This window comes from Aeromicrobium phoceense (assembly GCF_013868155.1).
In the GTDB taxonomy this organism is placed as follows: Bacteria; Actinomycetota; Actinomycetes; order Propionibacteriales; family Nocardioidaceae; genus Aeromicrobium; species Aeromicrobium phoceense.
The window spans coordinates 683335-703140 of the sequence record NZ_JACEOG010000001.1; the positions used below are offsets into that span (position 1 = coordinate 683335).

General features: G+C 70.4%; 16 protein-coding genes. 3 read left to right on the forward strand and 13 right to left on the reverse strand.

Going from position 1 to position 19806, the window contains the following annotated elements; all coding sequences use genetic code 11:
• Window positions 1-21 precede the first annotated feature (21 nt).
• The 5 genes from trxB to H1W00_RS03345 all read right to left on the reverse strand — a co-directional run bounded on the left by trxB (window position 22) and on the right by H1W00_RS03345 (window position 7893).
• Entirely contained in the window at window positions 22-996 is a 975-nt protein-coding gene (gene trxB, locus H1W00_RS03325) for a thioredoxin-disulfide reductase (protein WP_181753573.1), read from the reverse strand.
• A gap of 76 nt (window positions 997-1072) precedes the next feature.
• The gene (locus H1W00_RS03330) at window positions 1073-2644 is read right to left on the reverse strand and encodes a protein kinase family protein (protein WP_181753575.1); all 1572 of its coding nucleotides are present in this window, start codon (window positions 2642-2644) and stop codon (window positions 1073-1075) included.
• Window positions 2645-2691: 47 nt separating this feature from the next.
• Complete coding sequence (gene murJ / locus H1W00_RS03335) at window positions 2692-4335, reverse strand: murein biosynthesis integral membrane protein MurJ (RefSeq protein ID WP_181753577.1); 1644 nt, start codon at window positions 4333-4335, stop codon at window positions 2692-2694.
• Entirely contained in the window at window positions 4328-6373 is a 2046-nt protein-coding gene (locus H1W00_RS03340) for a DUF6049 family protein (protein WP_181753579.1), read from the reverse strand. Before H1W00_RS03340 ends, murJ begins: the two co-directional genes overlap by 8 nt.
• Window positions 6374-6417: 44 nt before the next feature.
• Window positions 6418-7893: a CCA tRNA nucleotidyltransferase gene (locus H1W00_RS03345; RefSeq protein WP_181756154.1), complete on the reverse strand. Its 1476-nt coding sequence runs from the start codon at window positions 7891-7893 to the stop codon at window positions 6418-6420.
• Between the two features lie 46 nt (window positions 7894-7939).
• Here H1W00_RS03345 and H1W00_RS03350 point away from each other — a divergent pair, with 46 nt between their 5' ends.
• Window positions 7940-9523, forward strand: coding sequence for an ABC-F family ATP-binding cassette domain-containing protein (locus tag H1W00_RS03350; RefSeq protein WP_181753580.1), 1584 nt, complete (start codon window positions 7940-7942; stop codon window positions 9521-9523).
• A 75-nt stretch (window positions 9524-9598) separates the two neighbouring features.
• On the opposite strand, the gene H1W00_RS03355 is transcribed toward H1W00_RS03350, so the two are convergent.
• From H1W00_RS03355 to H1W00_RS03380, 6 genes are all read right to left on the reverse strand, one after another.
• The gene (locus H1W00_RS03355) at window positions 9599-10897 is read right to left on the reverse strand and encodes an ABC transporter substrate-binding protein (RefSeq protein WP_181753582.1); all 1299 of its coding nucleotides are present in this window, start codon (window positions 10895-10897) and stop codon (window positions 9599-9601) included.
• Between the two features lie 60 nt (window positions 10898-10957).
• Complete coding sequence (locus H1W00_RS03360) at window positions 10958-12097, reverse strand: branched-chain amino acid ABC transporter permease (protein WP_181753583.1); 1140 nt, start codon at window positions 12095-12097, stop codon at window positions 10958-10960.
• Window positions 12094-12990 carry a branched-chain amino acid ABC transporter permease gene (locus H1W00_RS03365; RefSeq protein WP_078699635.1) on the reverse strand — a complete coding sequence of 299 codons (897 nt, stop codon included), beginning with the start codon at window positions 12988-12990 and terminating at the stop codon, window positions 12094-12096. The genes H1W00_RS03360 and H1W00_RS03365 overlap by 4 nt, the downstream gene beginning before the upstream one ends.
• Window positions 12991-13066: 76 nt before the next feature.
• A complete protein-coding gene (locus H1W00_RS03370) occupies window positions 13067-14935 on the reverse strand; it encodes an AMP-dependent synthetase/ligase (protein ID WP_181753585.1) in 1869 nt (622 codons plus the stop codon).
• A complete protein-coding gene (locus H1W00_RS03375; protein ID WP_231949000.1) occupies window positions 14932-15723 on the reverse strand; it encodes an ABC transporter ATP-binding protein in 792 nt (263 codons plus the stop codon). The genes H1W00_RS03370 and H1W00_RS03375 overlap by 4 nt, the downstream gene beginning before the upstream one ends.
• A 72-nt stretch (window positions 15724-15795) precedes the next feature.
• Entirely contained in the window at window positions 15796-16575 is a 780-nt protein-coding gene (locus H1W00_RS03380) for an ABC transporter ATP-binding protein (RefSeq protein WP_078699638.1), read from the reverse strand.
• A 142-nt stretch (window positions 16576-16717) separates the two neighbouring features.
• Here H1W00_RS03380 and H1W00_RS03385 point away from each other — a divergent pair, with 142 nt between their 5' ends.
• Window positions 16718-17314 (forward strand): TetR/AcrR family transcriptional regulator, encoded by a 597-nt coding sequence (locus H1W00_RS03385; protein ID WP_181753587.1) that lies wholly within the window; start codon window positions 16718-16720, stop codon window positions 17312-17314.
• Window positions 17315-17333: 19 nt separating this feature from the next.
• On the opposite strand, the gene ppgK is transcribed toward H1W00_RS03385, so the two are convergent.
• Window positions 17334-18083, reverse strand: a complete 750-nt coding sequence (gene ppgK / locus H1W00_RS03390; protein ID WP_181753589.1) for a polyphosphate--glucose phosphotransferase — start codon at window positions 18081-18083, stop codon at window positions 17334-17336.
• A gap of 96 nt (window positions 18084-18179) precedes the next feature.
• Here ppgK and H1W00_RS03395 point away from each other — a divergent pair, with 96 nt between their 5' ends.
• Window positions 18180-19127 carry a DUF808 domain-containing protein gene (locus tag H1W00_RS03395; protein WP_181753591.1) on the forward strand — a complete coding sequence of 316 codons (948 nt, stop codon included), beginning with the start codon at window positions 18180-18182 and terminating at the stop codon, window positions 19125-19127.
• A gap of 16 nt (window positions 19128-19143) precedes the next feature.
• On the opposite strand, the gene H1W00_RS03400 is transcribed toward H1W00_RS03395, so the two are convergent.
• Window positions 19144-19764: a LysE family translocator gene (locus H1W00_RS03400; protein ID WP_181753593.1), complete on the reverse strand. Its 621-nt coding sequence runs from the start codon at window positions 19762-19764 to the stop codon at window positions 19144-19146.
• Window positions 19765-19806 lie beyond the last annotated feature (42 nt).

Sequence of the window (19806 nt, forward strand, 5' to 3'; positions counted from 1 at the left end):
TTCTCCTCTGGGTGGTGGTGGTCAGTCGGTCAGGGCGACCGCAGGCTCGGGGAAGCCGGCATGCTCGATGTCGGCGAGGAAGCGCTCGGCGTCCAGGGCGGCCTGGCAGCCGGTGCCCGCGGCCGTGATGGCTTGGCGGTAGGTGTGGTCGACGAGGTCGCCGGCGGCGAAGACGCCGCGCAGGTTGGTGGCGGTGGAGCCGGGCTGGACGAGGACGTAGCCCTCGTCGTCGAGGTCGACCTGCCCGGTCAGCAGCTCCGAGCGCGGATCGTGACCGATGGCGATGAACAGGCCGCTGACGTCGAGCCGGCGGGTCTCACCGGTGACGGTGTCGCGCAGCGTCACGCCCTCGAGGATGCCCTCGCCGTGGATCTGGTCGACGGCGCTGTTCCACGCGAACTCGAGCTTGTCGTTGGCGTAGGCACGGTCGGCCATGATCTTGCTGGCGCGCAGCTCGTCGCGACGGTGGATCAGCGTGACCTTGTCGGCGAAGCGCGTGAGGAACAGCGCCTCCTCGACGGCGGAGTCGCCGCCACCGACGACCGCGATGTCCTTGCCGCGGAAGAAGAAGCCGTCGCACGTGGCGCACCAGCTGACGCCGTGGCCCGAGAGCGCGTCCTCGCCCTCGATGCCGAGCTTGCGGTAGCCGGAGCCCATCGCGAGGATCACGGCGTGCGCGCGGTAGGTGTTGCCGTTGGCCAGCGCCACGGTCTTGATGTCGCCGGTGAGGTCGACCGAGGTGACGTCGTCGGACACCAGCTCGGCGCCGAAGCGGTCGGCCTGGGCGCGCAGGTTGTCCATCAGGGCCGGGCCCATGATGCCGTCGGGGAAGCCGGGGAAGTTCTCCACGTCGGTGGTGTTCATCAGGGCGCCACCAGCGGTGACGGAGCCCTCGAACACGAGCGGCTTGAGGTTGGCACGTGCGGCGTAGATGGCAGCGGTGTACCCGGAGGGGCCGGAGCCGATGATGATGAGACTGCGGACGTCGTCGGTCATGGAGGAGCGCTTTCGATCGGGTTCACGTGCTTCAACGGATTCTAGGTGGTGAATGTTCCCTGCCATCGCCGGCGGCTCACCGGCCGCGGACGATCGCGGCGCGGATCTCCCCGCGGTACTCACCCTCGGCGATCTGGGGCAGTCCGCGCAGCCACACGACGACGTACCGCGTGCGGACGTCGCGCGGCAGGGCGACGGAGAGGTCCTCGGCCGCGCCGTTGAGCGTGGCGACCTCGCGCAGGTCGTCGAGCGAGGTCGGCAACTCGCTGATCGACGACGGAGCGGTCAGGATCGACAGGTCGGTGGGGCTGCCCGCGAGGCGCAGCCGCACCTGCTCGACCTGCCGCACGGTGCCGAGATCGAGGATCAGTCCGACGCCGTCCTTGAGCCCGCCCAGGTCGGCGCGGCCGTAGTACGTGCTGGTGCGCCACCCGTTGTCGGGGTCCTCGTCGAGGATGGCCTCGGCCTGCTCGGGGTTCTCGCTCCCGTCCTCGCCCTGCGGGTCGAAGTCGACGACGCGCGAGACCGGCAGCACCCGCACCGGCACGTCCGGGGCGGACTGGGCGTACGGGTCGCCCTCGCGGCCGGCCTCGCGCCCCACGAGGAACGCCAGCACGCCCGACAGGATGATCGCCGTCACCAGGCCGAGCAGCACCAGGGCCCGGTCGCCGTGCGTCATCATCTGCATGCGGGCGGCGAATCGCTCGCGGCGCGTGGGCGGCTTGGGCTCGAACGCCTTCGGGCGGCGCCGCGGGGGCTCCAGGCCGGGCGGCGGTCCCGACGGCTCGACCACGGGGTCGAGGCGCAGCAGGTCGGGCGAGGTGACGTCGTAGCCGAGCGGCTCGTCGAAGAGGTCCTCGTCGCCCTCGCGGGCCTCGTAGAGCTCACGCGCGATGTCTCCGGCGGTGGTGAGCGCGTCGTGCGGGTGCCGCGCCGGCTCCAGGATGCGGTCGCAGATGTCGTCAACGTCGCGCAGGACGCCGGCACGAACCTTCCGGGGCCGCAGGAGGTGCCCGTGCTCGGTGGGAGCGGCCCGCAGCCCGTCGACGTGCCCGCCGGGCCAGCGACTCACCAGGCACGCGTAGAGCAGCTTGCCGAGGGCCTGCACGTCGGCGGCGCGGTAGGCCGCGAGGTCGTCGTCGGAGTCCTGGTGGTCGGCCGGCGCGAGCGCGGTGGCCACGCCGAGCCCGACGATCCGGACCGCGCCGGACTCCTTCAACATGATCTGGTGCGGCGTGAGCCGGCGGTGGACGAGGCCGCGGTCGTGCGCGTGGGCGAGCGACTCGGCCACCTCGGCGACGATTGCGGCGGCGCGGCGGTTCGGCAGCGGCGACTGGGCCAGCAGGCGGCTCAGCGGCGTGGCCTTGGCCCACTCGCGCACCACGACGTGGACGCCGTCCTCGTCCTGGAGCAGGTCGAGAACCCGCAGGAACCGGTGGTCGGTGACGCTCGTCGAGCGGCGGGCGGCCTCGAGGAAGTTCGGGCCCCGGGGATCGTCGGCGGGGAGCAGCTCGACCCGCACGTTGCGGTGCAGGACCCGGTCGACAGCACGCCAGTTGGAGGCGCCGAGGCTCTCACTGACCAGGTCGGCGAGCTCGTACCGCGAGGCGAGCACGTCACCGGAGACGTGGGGTCTCCGGTCGCTCATCAGTCCTCCTCGGCCGGTGCGGGCGCACCACCTCCATCGTACGGGCGTCAGCCACGTCGCATGACGCTTGAGACCACATACCTCAGCTCCTCCACGCGGAGCAGGCGCGCGACCAGAACCGTGGTGGCGGCACCGGCCACGCCCACCAGGACCAGCTCACCCAGCGCGGACAGCGGCGAGAGGTCGCCCTCGGCCACGAACCGGTCCCAGCCCCAGCGGCCGAGCAGCATCACCGCGGCCGCGGCGGCACACACGAGCGCGAGCCGGACGACGAAGCGGACCGTCTCGGGGTCGGCCAGCGAGCCGATCCGCCGCGACAGCACCGTGACCGAGATCGCCAGCCCCGCCGTGTACGCCAGTCCGTAGGCCAGGGCCAGCCGCGTGGAGACCTCGATCGGCGCGGCGCCGGTGGTGAGCGCGACGGCCAGGCCGATGTTCGCGGCGGCGATGACCAGTTGGATCCAGAAGGGCGTCCGGGTGTCCTCCAGCGCGTAGAACCCGCGCAGGACGATGTAGTGCGTGCTGAACATGACCAGCGCCAGGGCGAACGCCGAGATGGTCGTCCCGATCGCGTCCGTGTTGCCGCGGGCCGCGCCGAATCCGGCCAGGACCGAGGCGATCGGCAGTCCGAGGCAGGCCACCGCGACCGCGATCGGCGCGATCAGCATCAGCGCCAGGCGCAGCGTGCGGCTCAGCTCGAGCCGCATCCGGGCGTAGTCGTGCTCGGCGGCGCGAGCGGCGAGGGTGGGGATGATCGCGGTCGCCAGGGACACGGTGATGACTCCGTGCGGGACCTGGCTGATCAGGAAGCCGACGTCGTAGACGACCTGTCCGGCGCTGGAGACCTTCTGCTTCACGCCCTCGATGTCGGCGCCGGACGCGAGCCGGACGATGACGAAGTAGGAGATCTGGTTGACGACGATGAACGCCAGGGTCCACGCGCCGAGCCGCAGCGTGTGACCGAGGCCGACGCCGCGGAAGTCGAAGCGGGGGCGGTAGTGGAAGCCGACCTGACGCAGGAACGGCACCAGCACGAGGGCCTGCACAGCGATGCCGAGCGTGGATCCCAAGCCCAGCAGCCAGGCCTCTCCGGTGCTGAAGCCTTCGGCGGCGCCCGGGCTGGCCACGCCGAAGATCACGGCGTAGGCACCCAGCACCGCGAGGGCCACCAGGTTGTTCACGATCGGCGCCCACATCATGGGGCCGAAGCGCTGGCGCGAGTTCAGGATCTGACCGACGAGCACGAACGCGCCGTAGAAGAAGACCTGCGGCATGCACAGCAGCATCAGCAGGTAGGCCGACTCGCGCTGGCGGGTGAACTCGTCGGTGAACATGTCGGGTCCGAACAGCAGGCGCAGCAGGACCGGTACCGCCACCATCAGCAGGATCGTGGCCACGCCCAGCACGAGCAGGCCCAGGGTGACGATGCGGTTGGCGTACGCGTCGCCCCCGTCGGGGTCGTTCTTCATGGCGCGGACGAGCTGGGGCACCAGGACGACGTTGAAGATGCCGCCGGCGACCAAGATGTAGAGCGAGTTCGGGATCGAGTTCGCGACGTTGAACAGCGAGCCGTTCAGTGCGCTGCCGACCACGGCGAGCAGCACGAGCGACCGCAGCAGGCCGGTGATGCGCGAGACGATCGTCCCGAGCGCCATCCACGCACTGGCGCGCGCGAGGTTCGGGTCACTCATCGGGGCCCTCGAAGCCGTCGGCCTCCGGAGCCGCGGCCCGGCGGCGCCGGCCCAGGAAGCGGCGGGCCCAGGTGGCGACGACGAGAAGGCCGGCCGCGGCCATCGCGGCCCACACGATGAGCCCCACGTTGCTGCTGCGGATGTTGAACACCGCCGGCTCGCCGAAGGTGACGCCGGCGTCCGTCGCAAGACGCGCGCTGACCGTGCTCGAGGTCTGGTCTCCGAGATCGACCTGCACCGTGAACGTGTGCCGTTCGCCCGCGTCGATCTCGACGACCTCGATGTCGTCGAGCTCCAGCGAGGGGTTGTCGGCCACCAGGTCGAGCCCCACGCGCACGGTCTTGTCGGTCTCGTTCGCCAGCGTGAGCGGGAAGCCGCCGCGGCTGCTGGACAGGGTGATCGTGGACGGACTGTCGATCGAGATGCTGTCCAGGTCGGACTCGAGCGCCGCGAGCTCGCGACTCACGCGCTGGTCGAGCGCGGTGGTGTTCGGCCGCCAGCGCACCGACATCAGCGCCGCGATGTCGCGGTCGTGGTCGGCCCGAGTCGGGTCGACCACCACGGAGTCGTGGAGGTCGGCCACCTCCGAGAGGTTCGCGATGGAGTCGAGGGTGGCCGCGCCGAGGGAGCGCGTGTCGACCTCCTCGACCACGTCGCCGCTGTAGTTCAAGGGGGCAGAGCGGGTCAGGTCGGTGGCCGTGACCGGACGGGTGAGGCCGCCCGAGCCGCTCGTGGTCACCGCTTGCGCGATCACCGGACCACCGGTGGTGCCGGGATCCCAGCTCGGATCGACGATCGTGAGGGCGTCGGAGCGCGAGTTCCTGTCGCTCTCACGCGAAACGGCGCCCAGCGCAGCGTCGGTGAGGATCCGCTGGCGCATCGTCACGGGCGTCTCGCTGCCGGGCACGTCGGGCAGTGCGCCGTTGACGAGCAGCGGCAGGGGCCCGTTGAGCGTCTCGAGGTTCACGACCGAGCCCAGGCGAGGCTCCCAGCCGGGCAGGGTCTGGCGCGAGACCAGGGTGGGCCCGTCGCCGCGGGCGCGGATGTCCTCGAGCATCGCCAGCGTGGTGCCCGCGATCGTGGGCCACGAGGCCCGCGGGCCGCTCAGGGCGTTGTCGGCCAGGCTGTCGTCCGTGGCTCGGTCCACCCGCTTCCACAGCGTCTCGGCGTTCTCGGGGTAGCGACTCAGGGCGAGCTCGTCGGGGCGCGCGTAGGAAACGATCCACGTGGCCGAGTCGAGCGCGAGCCCTCGCAGGTCGGCCAGCCAGTCGGTCACCGCGGCGGTCTCGGCCGCGGTGAGGTCCACGCCCTTGGGCAGGTTCTCGGGATCGGTCAGCCGGGTGAGGTCGTCGAGGATCGAGGGATCCAGCACGATCGAGCGGCCCTCGCGGGGTGTCGCGGCGGCCGCGTCGAGGTAGTGGCGCAGCTGCCCCTGCTGCACCGAGCGGGCGGCCTCCTCCAGCTCGCTACCGTCGGGCTCCCACGTGGGGGTGAACGGCCAGACCAGACCGGCCGGGACCGGCGCGGCGGGATCGGGCACCCACGGCAGGAAGGTGGTGGCCCGCGCCACCGCGTCGTTCGACCGCTGGCCCTCCTCGTCGGTGGCCAGCACCTGGACGCCGACGGGGTACACCCCGCCCGGTCCCGACAGGCCCAGCCGCGAGACGGGCACCGAGACCGTGAACTGGCGCACCGCTCCCGGGGCGAGGTCGCCGAGCTCGGCGAACGAGCCGGCGTCGATCACGCGCTCGCCGGTGTAGGACTGGCCGTCCTCGATGGCGGACTCGATCTGGCCGCGCGACTGGAACGGGGTGCGCGGGATGACGAGGTAGGCCTGCACCGAGGTCCAGGGCGTGGATCCGGTGTTGCGGACGATGCCGCTCATCGTGATGGTGGCGTCGGCCGACAGCCGCGAGGGCGTCAAGCCGTCGATGCGGACGCCCAGCGAGCCGTCGGAGGCGGTGGCGCTCGGGCCCGGAGCACCCACGAGCAGTGACACCGCGACCACGAGGGCGGTCAGCCACGCGCGGATCGTCACCACGTCATCGTAGTGGGAGCGACGTCGGCGTCCGCGGCTGCGACTCAGCGCGCGGCCCACCACGCGCGCAACGCCTCGATCGCCTGCTCCTCGGGCAGCGGACCGCGGTCCATGCGCAGGTCCAGCAGGAACCGGTAGGCCTCGCCGACCTCGCGGCCGGGACCGATGTCCAGGACCTCCATGATGCGGTTGCCGTCGAGGTCGGGGCGGATGGACTGCAGCTCCTCCTGCGCGGCCAGCTGGCCGATGCGCTGCTCCAGCTCGTCGTAGGTGCGCTGGAGGCGCAGCGCCTTGCGCTGGTTGCGGGTGGTGCTGTCGGCGCGGGTGAGGATGTGCAGGCGCTCGAGCTGGTCGCCCGCGTCGCGGACGTAGCGCCGAACCGCGGAGTCGGTCCACTCGCCGGTGCCGTAGCCGTGGAACCGCAGGTGCAGCTCCACGAGCATGGCGACGTCATCGGTGATCTCGTTGGGGTAGCGCAGCGCGCGCATGCGCTTGCGGGCCAGCTTCGCCCCGACGACGTCGTGGTGGTGGAACGTGACGGTGCCGTCGCCGGTGAACCGCCGGGTGCGCGGCTTGCCGATGTCGTGCAGCAGGGCGGCGAGCCGGATCGTGAGGTCGGGACGCTCCTCCAGCCGGTGCTCGAGCGCGATCGCCTGCTCCAGCACGGTCAGCGAGTGCTCGTAGACGTCCTTGTGGCGGTGGTGCTCGTCGCGCTCCAGCTGCAGCGCGGGCAGCTCGGGCAGCACCCGCTCGGCCAGGCCGGTGTCCACGAGGACGCGCAGGCCCAGGACCGGGTGGTCCGACAGCAGCAGCTTGTTCAGCTCGTCGCGGACGCGCTCGGCCGAGACGATCTGGATGCGATCGGCCATGGCGACCATCGCCTCGGTGACGTCAGGCGCGGCGATGAAGCCGAGCTGGCCGACGAAGCGGGCCGCGCGCATCATCCGCAGCGGGTCGTCGCCGAAGGAGATGTCGGGACCGATCGGCGTGCGCAGGGTGCGGTCGGCGAGGTCGTCGAGTCCACCGTGGACGTCGACGAACTCCAGGCCGGGCAGCCGGACCGCCATCGCGTTCACGGTGAAGTCGCGCCGCGCGAGGTCGTCGTTCAGGTTCGTGCCGAACGCCACGACCGGCTTGCGCGACTGGGGGTCGTACTCGTCGGCGCGGTAGGTGGTGATCTCGAGGGTCTCGGTGCCCTTGCGGACGCCGATGGTGCCGAAGGCGCGGCCGACGTCCCACGTGGTGTCGGCCCAGCCCTTGACGATCCGCTCGATCTCGTCGGGCGAGGCGGAGGTCGTGAAGTCGAGGTCGGTGACGGGCCGGCCCAGCAGCGCGTCGCGCACGGGCCCGCCGACGAGGGCGATCTCGTGGCCGGCGCCATCGAAACGGGCGCCCAGCTCGGTCAGCACGGGATGCGTCGCACCCAACTCGTCGAGGCGCGTCTTCTCGTGCGCGGTCAATTCGGCCACAAGGATCGAGTCTATCGGTCTCGGCGCCGCGTCACGTATGCTGGAGCGCATGGAGAACTGAGATCCCGCCCCGCCCACCCGCGACCCGGAGATCTCCATGTCATCCTTCCTCTCTCTTTCCCATGCCTCGTTCGTGCTGCCCGAGGGGCGCACGATCCTCGACGACCTCACCTTCGGCCTCGGCCCCGGCCGCCACGGACTGGTCGGCGACAACGGGAGCGGCAAGTCCACGCTGCTGCGTCTGCTGGCCGGCGAGCTCGAGCCCACCTCGGGCTCGGTCGACGCGAGTGGCCGCCGCGCCTACCTCCCCCAGACCCGCGCCTCCGCCGGCGCGACGGTGGCCGACGTCCTGGGTGTCGCACCCGCGCTCGCCGCGCTCGCGCGCATCGAGGGCGGCTCGGTCGACCCGGCCGACTACGACCTCGTCGGCGACGGCTGGGACCTGCCCGATCGCATCGAGCGGTGGCTCGGGCAGGTGGGCCTCGCCGGTCTCGGGCCCGAACGACCCGTCTCGGCGGTGTCGGGCGGCGAGGCGACCCTGCTGCGGCTCGCGGGCCTGATGATCGCGGATCCCGCGATCCTGCTGCTCGACGAGCCCACCAACGACCTGGACGCTGACGCCCGCGCACGGCTCACCCGGATCGTGGACGAGTTCTCCGGCGTCCTCGTGGTCGTCAGCCACGATCGGAGCCTGCTCGAGCGCGTCGAGCACATCGGCGAGGTCCGCGCCGGGGCCGTGCGCTGGTTCGGCGGCCCGTTCAGCGACTACGCGGCCGCGATCGAGGCGGAGCAGGAGGCGGCGCTGAGGTCGGTCTCCGCGGCGAAGGCCGACGTCAGGCGCCAGCACCAGGACCTGATGGACCAGCAGGTGAAACAGGCGAGACGCGACCGCAAGGGCCGGGCGAACGCCGACAGCCTGCCGAAGATCGTCGCGGGCGCCTACCAGCGCAAGGCGGAGGTGACGTCGGGCCGGCTGCGGGGGATGCACGAGGGCCGGCTCGACGCGTCGCGAACCGCCCTGGCGACGGCGCAGGAGCGCCTGCGTGACGACCGCCGGATCCGGGTGGACCTGCCCGACACGGAGGTCCCGGCCCGTCGTGAGGTGCTGCGATCGGAGGGCGTGATCCCCGCGTTCGGGACGTCGCACCCCTTCGACCTCGACCTGCGGGGGCCCGAGCGGATCGCGCTCGTGGGGCGCAACGGTGCGGGGAAGTCCTCGCTGCTGCGCGCGCTGCTCGGGCTGCAGGAGCCGAGGGCCGGAAAGTCGGTGGTCCACGTGCCGTGGCGGTACCTGCCGCAGGGCGTCGACCTGCTCGACCCGGAGCGGACGGTGCTGGAGAACGTGCGGGACGCGGCGCCCGAGGCCGACCCGGGCTCGGTGCGGGCCCAGCTGGCGCGCTTCCTGTTCCGCGGGAACGCCGTGGACCAGGTGACGTCCACGCTGTCGGGCGGCGAGCGGTGGCGCGCCACCCTGGCCAGCCTGCTGCTGGCGACCCCGGCACCGCAGCTGCTCGTCCTCGACGAGCCCACCAACAACCTCGACCTCGCGAGCATCGCGCACCTGACCGAGGTGCTCGACTCCTACCGCGGGGCCCTCCTGGTGGTCAGCCACGACGCGGCGTTCCTCGCCGACCTGTCGCTGGACCGCACGATCGAGGTCACCCGTCATGTCCCCTCCTGACCGGGGAGACTTCGCACCGTCAGGGCACGAGAAAGGGGGCCGGCCCACCGGGCCGGCCCCCTCACGTGTCGTGCGTCAGCCCTGCAGGGCGAAGCAGGGCTCGGTGTAGTCGTAGCCCTCGGCCGTCGGACCGGCCGACATCTCCTGGACGATCGAGACGCCGGTCGGCGCCTCCTTGTCGACCCCGCCGATGACGCTTTGGCGCCAGGCCACGTCGTTCGGCTCACCGGTCTGGTTGAACGCCTCGTCGGGCAGCATGCCCTCGTAGTCGACGCTGTCCAGCTCGGTCGAGGCCTTCACCACGTTCTCGCGGGTGATGCCGCCGTCCATGTCGGCCGCAGCCTTGAGCGCGGCGAGCAGCGGGTACTCCCACACCCAGCCGGAGGTGTAGCCGTCGCTCGGCGAGTCCACGTCGGCGAGCGCGTCACGCATGGCCGCGTGACCGTCCGACTCGGTGCCCCACGGGCCCCACGGAGCCGCCTGGAAGTACATCGCCTCGAGCGCCGGAGCGGCCTCGGTCTGCAGCAGGGCCGGGTTCCACGTGGGGCTGGACCCCACGACGGTGCCCTTCCACCCCTGCGCAGCCGCGCCACCGAGGATCGTGGCCATCTCGGCCGGACCGGTGGTGACGTAGATCAGGTCGGGCTTCTCCTTCAGCACCGCCGCGACGGCGCCGGCCTGGTTGTCCTGGCCGGTCGCGGTCTCGATGGCCTTGAAGTCGAGGTTGTTGGCCTCGGCCGCCGCCTCGACGCCCGCCGCCGCGTCTCCGCCGTAGTCGTTCGGGTAGTGGATCGCGAGCACCTTGCCCTTGACGCCACGGTTCTTCACGGCCCAGTCGACGCCGTTCATGGCCTCGAAGCAGTAGTTCGCGCCCGACTGGAGGATCTGGTCCTCGAAGTCCCACGCGGAGTTCCACGAGGCCGGCACGCCGACGACGTTGTCGGACTTCATGTCCTCCAGGATCGCCAGGGTCTGCGAGGAGCCCAGCGTCTGACCCAGCGCCAGGATGTCGTTGCGCATCTCCTGGTACTTCTTGTTGTGGATCTCCGGATTGTACTCGGCGTCAGCGACGTACTTGTCGATGTTGACGTCGTAGCCGCCCACGCCGCCGTCCTGGTTGACCTTGTTCCAGAAGGCCTTCTGGGCCTCGGTGATCGGAACGGCCAGCGGAGCGAACGGGCCCTTGGTGAGGTCGGAGATCGCACCCAGGTAGATGCAGCCGTTGTCCTCGTTCACTGCCTCGGGACAGGCCTCCTCGGTGATGCCAGGTCCTGAGGCGCTGTCCTCGTCGCCTCCGCCACGGCAGCCTGCCAGCACGAGGGCCGCCACCGCCGCACCGGCGACCACGCGGGCCCACTGTCGGTGTTGCTTCATCTTTTTCCTCCTGGGTGGTTCGACGGTGCGGTTGCACCGCCACGGCCTCGCGGCCGGGGTCTAGTAGGAGAAGGGCCAGCCCTTCCAGTAGTTGCGGATCCGGGTCCATATCCCGAAGAGTCCGCGCGGCTCGAAGATCAGGAAGCCCATGATCAACAGGCCGTAGAGGATCGCCTCGAGCTGGAACACGGTCAGCAGCTCGCCCGGCACGTAGTGCGCGATGAACTGGCTGATCCGCGGCAGCAGGGCGATGAAGAGTGCGCCCATGATCGATCCGCTGATGGTGGCGACGCCGCCGATCAGCACCATGGCGAGGTACTGGATCGACAGCAGGAGGCTGAACGCTCCGGGCTCGAAGACGCCGATCACGGCGTAGTACAGCGCTCCGGTGACGCCGGCGAAGAACGACGACATCGCGAACGCCATCATCTTGTACTTCGTCAGGTCGACGCCGATCACGGCGGCGGCCACGTCGCGGTCGCGCACGGCGCCGAACGCGCGGCCCACGCCCGAGCGGGCGATGTTGCGGCCGAGGATCGCGAAGATGATGAGGAACACCAGCGCGAGGAAGAACTGGGCCTGCCCGCGGGAGACCCCGGCGATGGGCTCCATCGCCGAGAAGTCGATGCCGAACAGCTCCAGCTCGGCACCGCGGCGGCCGACGCCGGGTCCGCCGGTGATGTTCCGGGCCTCACGGAAGATGTGGTCACCCAGGAACACCAGGCCGAGCGTGACGATCGCGAGGTAGAGGCCGCGCAGCCGCACCGCGAGCGGCCCGACCAGCAGTCCGGCGAGCGCGGCGACGATGCCGCCGGCCGGCAGCCAGATCCACATCGGCAGGCCGTAGCCGAGCACGGCGCTGTCAGGATCTCCACCCAGCACCGCTCCGGTGTAGGCGCCGACGCCGATGAAGAAGGCGTGGCCCAGGGAGACCTGGCCGGCGTAGCCGGTGACCAGGTTCAGCCCGATCGCGCCGACGGCGGAGATCATGCCGAGCGTGAGCACCTGCAGCAGGTCGTCGGTGAGCAGGAACGGCACCAGGAACGAGGCGATGACGATCCCGATGACACCGCGCCGCTTGGCGGGGGTGTTGGCCAGGGTGAGGTCCTGGTCGTAGCTCGTCCGCAGCAGCGGGCGGCCGCGCAGGCCGGTGGACTTCCGGGCCTGCTTCGAGGGCGCTGAGCGCAGCACGGTGCTCATACCCGCTCCACCTCCTTCGTGCCGAAGAGTCCATAGGGTTTGACCAGCAACACCACGAACATCAGTGCGTAGGGCGCGACGAGCGCGAAGTTGTTGCCCAGCCAGGGGGCCACGTCGGGCTGGTACACCGCGGTGAGCGACTCGACCACGCCCACGGCGAGGCCGCCGATGACGGCGCCCGGGATGCTGTCGAGGCCGCCGATGATGATGGCCGGCAGCGCCTTGAGCGCGATGATCCAGGTGTTCTGCTCGAGGCCGGCGCCCGTGGCGGCGACGAAGGTGCCGGCGATGGCCGCCAACCCTCCCGCGATCGCCCAGGCCAGCGCGAAGATCGCACCGACGCGGATGCCCTGCGCGAGCGCCGTCTCCTGGCTCAGTGCGGTGGCACGCATCGCCAGGCCGGTCTTGGCGTAGCGGAAGAACAGCGCCAGGGCGATGACCGTCACCGCGGTGACCGCCATCAGGCCGACGCGCTGGTGCGAGATCGACAGTCCCCAGAACTCGTAGCGCTCACTGCCGCCGGGGTAGGGCACCGAGCGCGGGTCCGGACCCATGTACCGGTTCGCGAAGATGCGCAGCACGATGTCGACGCCGATCGTGATGATCGCGAGCGTGAACACCGGCTTGCCCACCATCGGTCGCAGCGCGAGGCGCTCGACGAGCATGCCCAGCAGGGCGCCGAGGATGATCGCGACGATCAGGGCGGGCCAGAAGCCCAGGCCCCACTCGCTGGTGGCGTGGTAGGCGAAGAGTCCGCCGCACACCATCAGCGCCGGTTGGGCGAAGCTGATCACGTGCGTGGCCTTGTAGATCATCACGTAGCCCAGGGCCAGCAGGGCATAGATCGACCCTTGCGCCAAGCCGCTGAGCAAGGACTGGAAGAACGTCGTCATGCCGTCACCTCCTGGGAAAGGGCACGGTAGGTAGGTGCCGGCATGAGCGATTCAATGTTCACTCGCTGTCGCTCGTTCATGCCTTCACCTCGTGGGCAGCGCGGTCGGTGTCGGAGTAGAGGCCCTCGATGGCCTCGGCGAACCGCTCGTTGATGGCCGAGCGCTTGATCTTCTGGGTGGCGGTCAGCTCGCCCTCCTCGTGATCGAGCTCCTTCGGCAGCATCGCGAAGCGCTTGATCGTCTCCACGCTGGCGAACTTGCGGTTGGTCTCGTCGACGACCGACTGCACCAGCTCGATCACCTCGGGCTTCTCGGAGAGGTCGCGGTAGGTGGTGAACCCGAGCTTGCGCGCCTGGGCCCAGTTGCCCACCGTGTCGAGCTCGATGCCGATCAGCGCCGTCAGGTACTTGCGACGGTCGCCGATGACGATCGCCTCCTTGATGTACGGGGACGACTTGAGGCTGTTCTCGATCTCGCTGGGGCTGATGTTCTTGCCGCCTGCCGTGATGATGATGTCCTTGATCCGATCGGTGATCTTGATGTGCGTGCCGTCGACCCACTCGCCGACGTCTCCGGTGTGCAGCCAGCCGTCGGCGTCGACCGTCTTCGCCGTCGCCTCGGGGTTGTTCCAGTAGCCCGCGAACGTGCCGGCGTGACGGGTGAGGATCTCGCCGGTCTCGTCGTCGATCCGGATCTCGGCGCCCACCTGGGGCTCGCCGACGGTGCCGACCTTGACGCGTCCGGCCATGTTCGCCGTGGCGATCGCGGAGTTCTCGGTCATGCCGTAGACCTCGTGCATGGGGATGCCGATGCCCATGAAGAACTCCAGCACCTCCGGGGCGATCGGGGCGGCACCCGACGCGGCGTAGCGGACCTTGGCCAGGCCGAGGCGCTCGCGCAGGGGGCGGTAGAGGCAGACCCAGCCGATCGCGTAGACCGCCTTGGTGGCCGCGGTGTGGTTGCCCTGGTTCTCCACGAGCGTGCGCCCGATCCAGGCCGCCCGCTTCATCCAGAAGTCGAAGTTCTTGCGCTTGAGCCAGGAGGCACCGCTCATCCGGATGTGCACGCCGGCGGCGATCTTCTCCCAGATGCGGGGCACGCCGAACAGCAGCGTGGGCTGCACCTCGCGCAGGGCCTGCTGGACCGTCTCGATCGACTCGGCGAAGTTCACCTGCGAGCCGACGGCGGCGTTGAACCACGTGGTGAACACGCGCTCGGCCACGTGGCACAGCGGCAGGTAGGAGACGACGAGGTCGCGGTCGCTGGCCGGTGGGTCGACGAACGCGCCGCCGCTCTGGAGCGTCTCGATGACGAACTCGATGTTCGAGATCGACAGCATCGCGCCCTTCGGCGGGCCGGTGGTGCCGGAGGTGTAGACGAGCGTCGCGAGGTCGCCGGGCTCGGCGGCCTCGACTCGCTCGGTGACGGCACCGGGGTGGTCGGTGCGGTGCTGCTCACCGAGAGCGAGGAAGTCGTCCCACGACATGAGGCGCGGGTCGTCGTAGCGACCCTCGATGCCGCGCGGGTCGATGTAGACCACGGTGCGCAGGTCGGGCAGCTCGTCCGCGATCTCGAGGTACTTGTCGATCTGCTCCTGGTCCTCCGCGATGAGGACGCAGGCACCGGAATCGCGCAGGACGTGCAGCACCTCGGGCGCGGGGTTGGTCGGGTAGAGACCCACGGTGCCGGCGCGGACGGCGGTGATGCCGACGTCGGACCACAGCCACTCGCACCGGTTCTCGCTGTGCACGGCGACGCGGTCGCCGATCCCGACGCCGAGCGCGAGCAGGGCGTGGCCCACGAGCTCGGAGCGGTCCCAGTAGTCGGCCCAGGTGACCTCTTCCCAGAGGCCGTAGTTCTTCTCGCGCATCGCGATGCGGTCGGGCGTCTCCTCGGCGCGGGTGCGGATGCGACGCGCCAGGGTGTTCGTTGCGGTGGTGTTCATGCGAGCTCCCCCTGCACCTCGGCCAGCGTGGCGTCGTCGACCGGGCCGAGGTAGGCGCGGATGACGTCGGGGTGCGACTGCACCTCGTGCGGCGTGCCGGTGGCCACCGGCTTGCCGAAGTCCATCGCCATGACCCGGTCGGCCAGGTCCATCACGAGTCCCATGTCGTGCTCGACGAGGATCATCGGGATGTGCAGCTCGTTGCGGATGTCGAGGATGAACCGGGCCATGTCCTCGGTCTCCTCGCCGTTCATGCCGGCGACCGGCTCGTCGAGCAGCAGCAGCTTCGGCTCCATCGCGAGGGCGCGGCCGAGCTCGATGCGCTTCTGGATGCCGTAGGGCAGCATCCCGACGGGCAGCTGGCGGTAGCCCTCGATCTCGAGGAAGTCGATGATCTCCTCGACGCGGCGCCGGTTGCGGACCTCGGCGTGCTTGGCCTTGCCGAGCCAAGCCACCGCGGAGGGCCAGCCGTAGCCGACGTGCGCGTGGCGGCCGAGCATGAGGTTGTCGACGACGTCGAGGTTCTCGAACAGCTCGATGTTCTGGAACGTGCGAGCCATGCCGAGGTTCGCGATCTTGTGCGGACGCATGCCGCGGATGTCGGTGCCGGCGAAGTCGACCGTGCCCTGCTGCGGCCGGTAGACGCCGGACAGGACGTTGAAGATCGAGGTCTTGCCGGCGCCGTTCGGGCCGATCACCGCGAAGAGCTCGTTGTCGAAGACATCGAAGTCGACGCCCTGCAGGGCCTTGACCCCGCTGAACGACAACTCGACGCCTCGGACACTCACGACAGGTTCAGACAAGGGACCCTCCGGGACGGGACGGTGTGGAAAGAGAATGGAGATGGGGGGACGCGGAGCTCACGAGAGCCAGCGCTTCCTGCGCTTGTAGTGCTTCACGTCGCGGTAGCTGGTGGCCATGTCGCCGCGGCCGAGGTAGAAGTCGCGGATGTCCTCGTCGTCGAGGAGCTCGGCGGCCGGCTTGTCCATCACGATCTTCCCGTGCTCCATGACGTAGCCGTGCTGCGCGATCGAGAGCGCCATCGTGGCGTTCTGCTCGACCAGCAGCACCGTGGTGCCGCGCTCGTTGATCTGGACGACGATGTCCTTGATCTGCGCGACGATGCGCGGGGCGAGGCCCAGGCTCGGCTCGTCGAGGAGCAGGATCTCGGGCTGGGCGACCAGCGCGCGGCCCATCGCGAGCATCTGCTGCTCGCCGCCGGAGAGGTAGCCCGCGGTCTTCTTGCGGCGCTCCTTCAGTACGGGGAAGAGCTCGTAGACCTCCTCGATGCCCTCCGAGAGGTTGCCGCGGCGCGTGTGGCCGCCGACGCGCAGGTTCTCCTCGACCGTGAACTCGCTGAACACGCGTCGGCCCTCGAGGACCTGACCCAGGCCCGCGGCCACGATCTTCGGCGCGTCGGCCGTGTGGATCGGGGTGTCGCGCAGCCGGACCTCACCCTTGGTGATCTCGCCGTCGTGGATGTCGAGCAGGCCCGAGAGGGCGCGCAGCAGAGTCGTCTTGCCGGCGCCGTTGGCTCCCAGGAGGGCCACGATCTGGCCTTCCGGAACCGACAGGCTCACGCCGCGCAGGACCAGGATGACGTCGTTGTAGACGACTTCCAGGTTCTTGACCGTCAGCAAACCTTCACTCCCTCTGAATTGTTGGCAGCCCCCTCAACTGAAGGTGACGCAATCCTCACATACGTTGTGAGTCAAGTCACTATATATCTACACTCGGTGTGTCGAAAGTCTGCGGGGTACTCCTCTCCGCCACGATGGAGCGGTGGGATCAATGGAATACCGGCAGACCGACGGTCGGATGCAGCGCAGCGAGCGCACGCGGGCCCTCATCCTCCAGGCGCACGCCGATCTCCTGCGCGAAGGTGTCCTCAAGCCGACGGCAGCGCTGATCTCCGAGCGTGCGGGCGTCTCGCGCCGCACGCTGTGGTCGAACTTCCACGACATGGAGAGCCTGCTGGGCGCCACCGTGGACTACTGGTTCCGCCTCGACGACCAGCTAAGAACGGTGATCGACCCGGGCGCCCCGCTGGAGGATCGGATCAGCCGGTTCTGCGCCGAGCGCGAGCGGCGCCTGGTCAACATCGCGCCCGCCGCCCGCGCGGCCGTGCTGGGCGAGCCGGTCTCCCCGGCCCTGCAGGCCAGCCGGCGCGGTCACATCGGGCGAGTGCGCTCCGACATCGAGAACGCGTTCGCGACCGAGCTCGCGAAGGCCGACGACCCCACGCAGCTCGTGGACGCGATCACGGTCGCCACGAGCTGGAACGCCTGGTCACTGATGTTCGACGACCACGGCTACCCCGCCCCCCACTGCCGTGAGGTGATGGAGCGCGCCGTGCGCGCCCTGCTCGCCGCGGTGTGAGACCGCTCGACCGAGCGGTTCAGCCGCGGGCGCCGAGGGCGGCCGCGCCGATGATCCCGGCGTTGTTGCGGTGCTCGGCCGGCACGATGGGCGTGCGCAGGTCCAGCAGCGGCAGGAACTTCTCGCTGTTCTTGCTCACGCCGCCGCCGACGACGAAGAGGTCGGGCGACAGGATCCGCTCGAGGTGGCTGAAGTACACCTGCAGGCGGTCGGCCCAGTCCTCCCACGTGAGGTCCTCGCGCTCGCGGGCGCTCGTGGCGCACCACTTCTCCGCGTTGGGGTGACCCGCCACCTCGAGGTGGCCGAACTCGGTGTTGGGCACCAGCGTGCCGGCGTTGATGAGGGCCGAGCCGATCCCGGTGCCCAGAGTGATGACGCAGACGAGGCCGTCCTCCTCGCGGGCGGCGCCGTGGTCGTTCTCCGCCACACCGGCGGCATCGGCGTCGTTCACCACGTGGACGCGGCGGCCGAGGACCTCGGTGAAGAGGGCGTCCACGTCGGTGTCGATCCAGGTGGGGTCGATGTTCGCCGCCGACCGGGCCACGCCGTGCTGCACGACCGCGGGGATGGCCACGCCGATCTGCGGCACGTCGGCCGCGTCGGGGAAGTTGTCGACGATCTGCTTCGCGACCTCGGCCACGGCTCGGGGAGTGGCGGGCTGGGGTGTGGGGATGCGGAACCGCTCGCCCACGAGGCTGCCCGAGTCGAGGTCGACCGGTGCCCCCTTCGTTCCCGTGCCGCCGATGTCGATGCCGAAGCCCAGAGCCATGACCAGAACCCTAGCCCTCGACGGGCCGTGGCGGCCGCGCACACCGGACACGACCGTCCGTTCGTGGCACTCGGTGATCGGCCGTACCCTGAGCGCATGGCTGGAGGACTTGTCGCCCTGCTCGACGACGTGGCAGCACTCGCCCGACTCGCGGCGGCATCCGTCGACGACGTCGCGGCTGCGGCCGGCAAGGCGAGCGCGAAGGCGGCCGGCGTGGTCGTCGACGATGCCGCCGTCACGCCGCGCTACGTGCACGGCGTCGACCCCAAGCGCGAGCTGAGCATCATCGGGCGGATCGCCAAGGGCTCCCTGCGCAACAAGATGCTGTTCATCCTGCCCGGACTCCTGGTGCTGAGCGAGTTCCTGCCCTGGGTGCTCACCCCGCTGCTGATGCTCGGCGGCACCTACCTGTGCTTCGAGGGTGCCGAGAAGATCTGGCACGTCCTGAACCCGCACGAGGAGAAGAAGGAGGAGCCCAGCACCGCGCAGGGCCCCGAGGCGGAGAAGCAGGTCGTCTCCGGCGCGATCCGCACCGACTTCATCCTCTCTACCGAGATCATGGTCATCTCCCTCAACGAGGTGGCCGACGAGTCACTGATCTCGCGCGCGGTGATCCTGGCGATCGTGGCCCTGGGCATCACCGCCCTCGTCTACGGCGTGGTGGCGCTGATCGTGCGCATGGACGACGTGGGCCTGGGCCTCGCGGGGCGCCCGTCGAAGCTGGCCCAGCGGGTGGGTCGCCTGCTGGTGGTGGCGATGCCGAAGGTGCTGTCGGCGCTGGCGATCATCGGCATCGCGGCGATGCTCTGGGTCGGCGGGCACATCATCCTCGTGGGCACCGACGACCTCGGCTGGCACACGATCTACGGCTGGGTGCACGACCTCGAGCACTGGATCGCCGACATCATGCCCTTCGCCGACGGCGCCTTCGAGTGGGTGGCCAACACGGCCGCGTCCGCCCTGCTGGGCCTGCTGATCGGCGCCGTCGTGGTGCTCCTGGTCAACGGGGTCAAGCGGATCGTCGGCGGCCGCGCCAAGCACTGACCTCGCGCCGGCCGGGTCAGGACTCGACGGCGAGCGCGGTGGCGAAGCCGAGCATCACGGCTCCGGTGGTGCCGTCGACCGTGCGACGGAAGGCGGGTCGCACCAGTCTCGTCGCGGCGGCGTGCGCCACCTCGATGACGACGAGCAGCACGACAGCACCCACCGCCACCAGCGTCAGCGCGTAGGCGAGGAGTGCCGGCAGGCCCTGGCCGGGCGAGACGAACTGCGGCAGCACGGCGAGGTTGAACGCCAGCACCTTCGGGTTGGTGATGTTGCAGACGAAGCCCTGGCGGAAGGCGGCACGCCGGCTGACCGTCGCCATGCCCGGGCCCACGGCCCAGGCCCCGCCGTCGCGGTGCAGCGCCGAGCGCAGCGCGGTGATGCCGAGCCAGGTCAGGTAGGCGACTCCCGCCCAGCGGATCGCCTGGAAGGCGGGCTCGGCGTGTGCGATCACGGCGCCCAGGCCCGACGCGGCGAGGATGCCCTGCGCCGCGCACGCCAGCGTGATGCCGGCCGCGGTGAACAGCCCGCGCCGCCGGCCGCCGAGCACCGAGGCGCGCAGGGTCAGGAACGTGTCCGGCCCCGGGGCGACCGCCAGCAGCGTCGCGAACAGCAGGAAGGACAGGTAGGTCGTCACCCTCGGATCGTAGGGCCCCGAAACGGCGAGACGCACCGGGTC

Bases quoted from the DNA above. Each gene is read 5' to 3' on its own strand.
- trxB (WP_181753573.1), bottom strand. From the start codon at position 996: ATGACCGACGACGTCCGCAGTCTCATCATCATCGGCTCCGGCCCCTCC.
- H1W00_RS03330 (WP_181753575.1), bottom strand. From the start codon at position 2,644: ATGAGCGACCGGAGACCCCACGTCTCCGGTGACGTGCTCGCCTCGCGG.
- murJ (WP_181753577.1), bottom strand. From the start codon at position 4,335: ATGAGTGACCCGAACCTCGCGCGCGCCAGTGCGTGGATGGCGCTCGGG.
- H1W00_RS03345 (WP_181756154.1), bottom strand. From the start codon at position 7,893: ATGCGCTCCAGCATACGTGACGCGGCGCCGAGACCGATAGACTCGATC.
- H1W00_RS03350 (WP_181753580.1), top strand. From the start codon at position 7,940: ATGTCATCCTTCCTCTCTCTTTCCCATGCCTCGTTCGTGCTGCCCGAG.
- H1W00_RS03355 (WP_181753582.1), bottom strand. From the start codon at position 10,897: ATGAAGCAACACCGACAGTGGGCCCGCGTGGTCGCCGGTGCGGCGGTG.
- H1W00_RS03360 (WP_181753583.1), bottom strand. From the start codon at position 12,097: ATGAGCACCGTGCTGCGCTCAGCGCCCTCGAAGCAGGCCCGGAAGTCC.
- H1W00_RS03365 (WP_078699635.1), bottom strand. From the start codon at position 12,990: ATGACGACGTTCTTCCAGTCCTTGCTCAGCGGCTTGGCGCAAGGGTCG.
- H1W00_RS03370 (WP_181753585.1), bottom strand. From the start codon at position 14,935: ATGAACACCACCGCAACGAACACCCTGGCGCGTCGCATCCGCACCCGC.
- ppgK (WP_181753589.1), bottom strand. From the start codon at position 18,083: ATGGCTCTGGGCTTCGGCATCGACATCGGCGGCACGGGAACGAAGGGG.
- H1W00_RS03395 (WP_181753591.1), top strand. From the start codon at position 18,180: ATGGCTGGAGGACTTGTCGCCCTGCTCGACGACGTGGCAGCACTCGCC.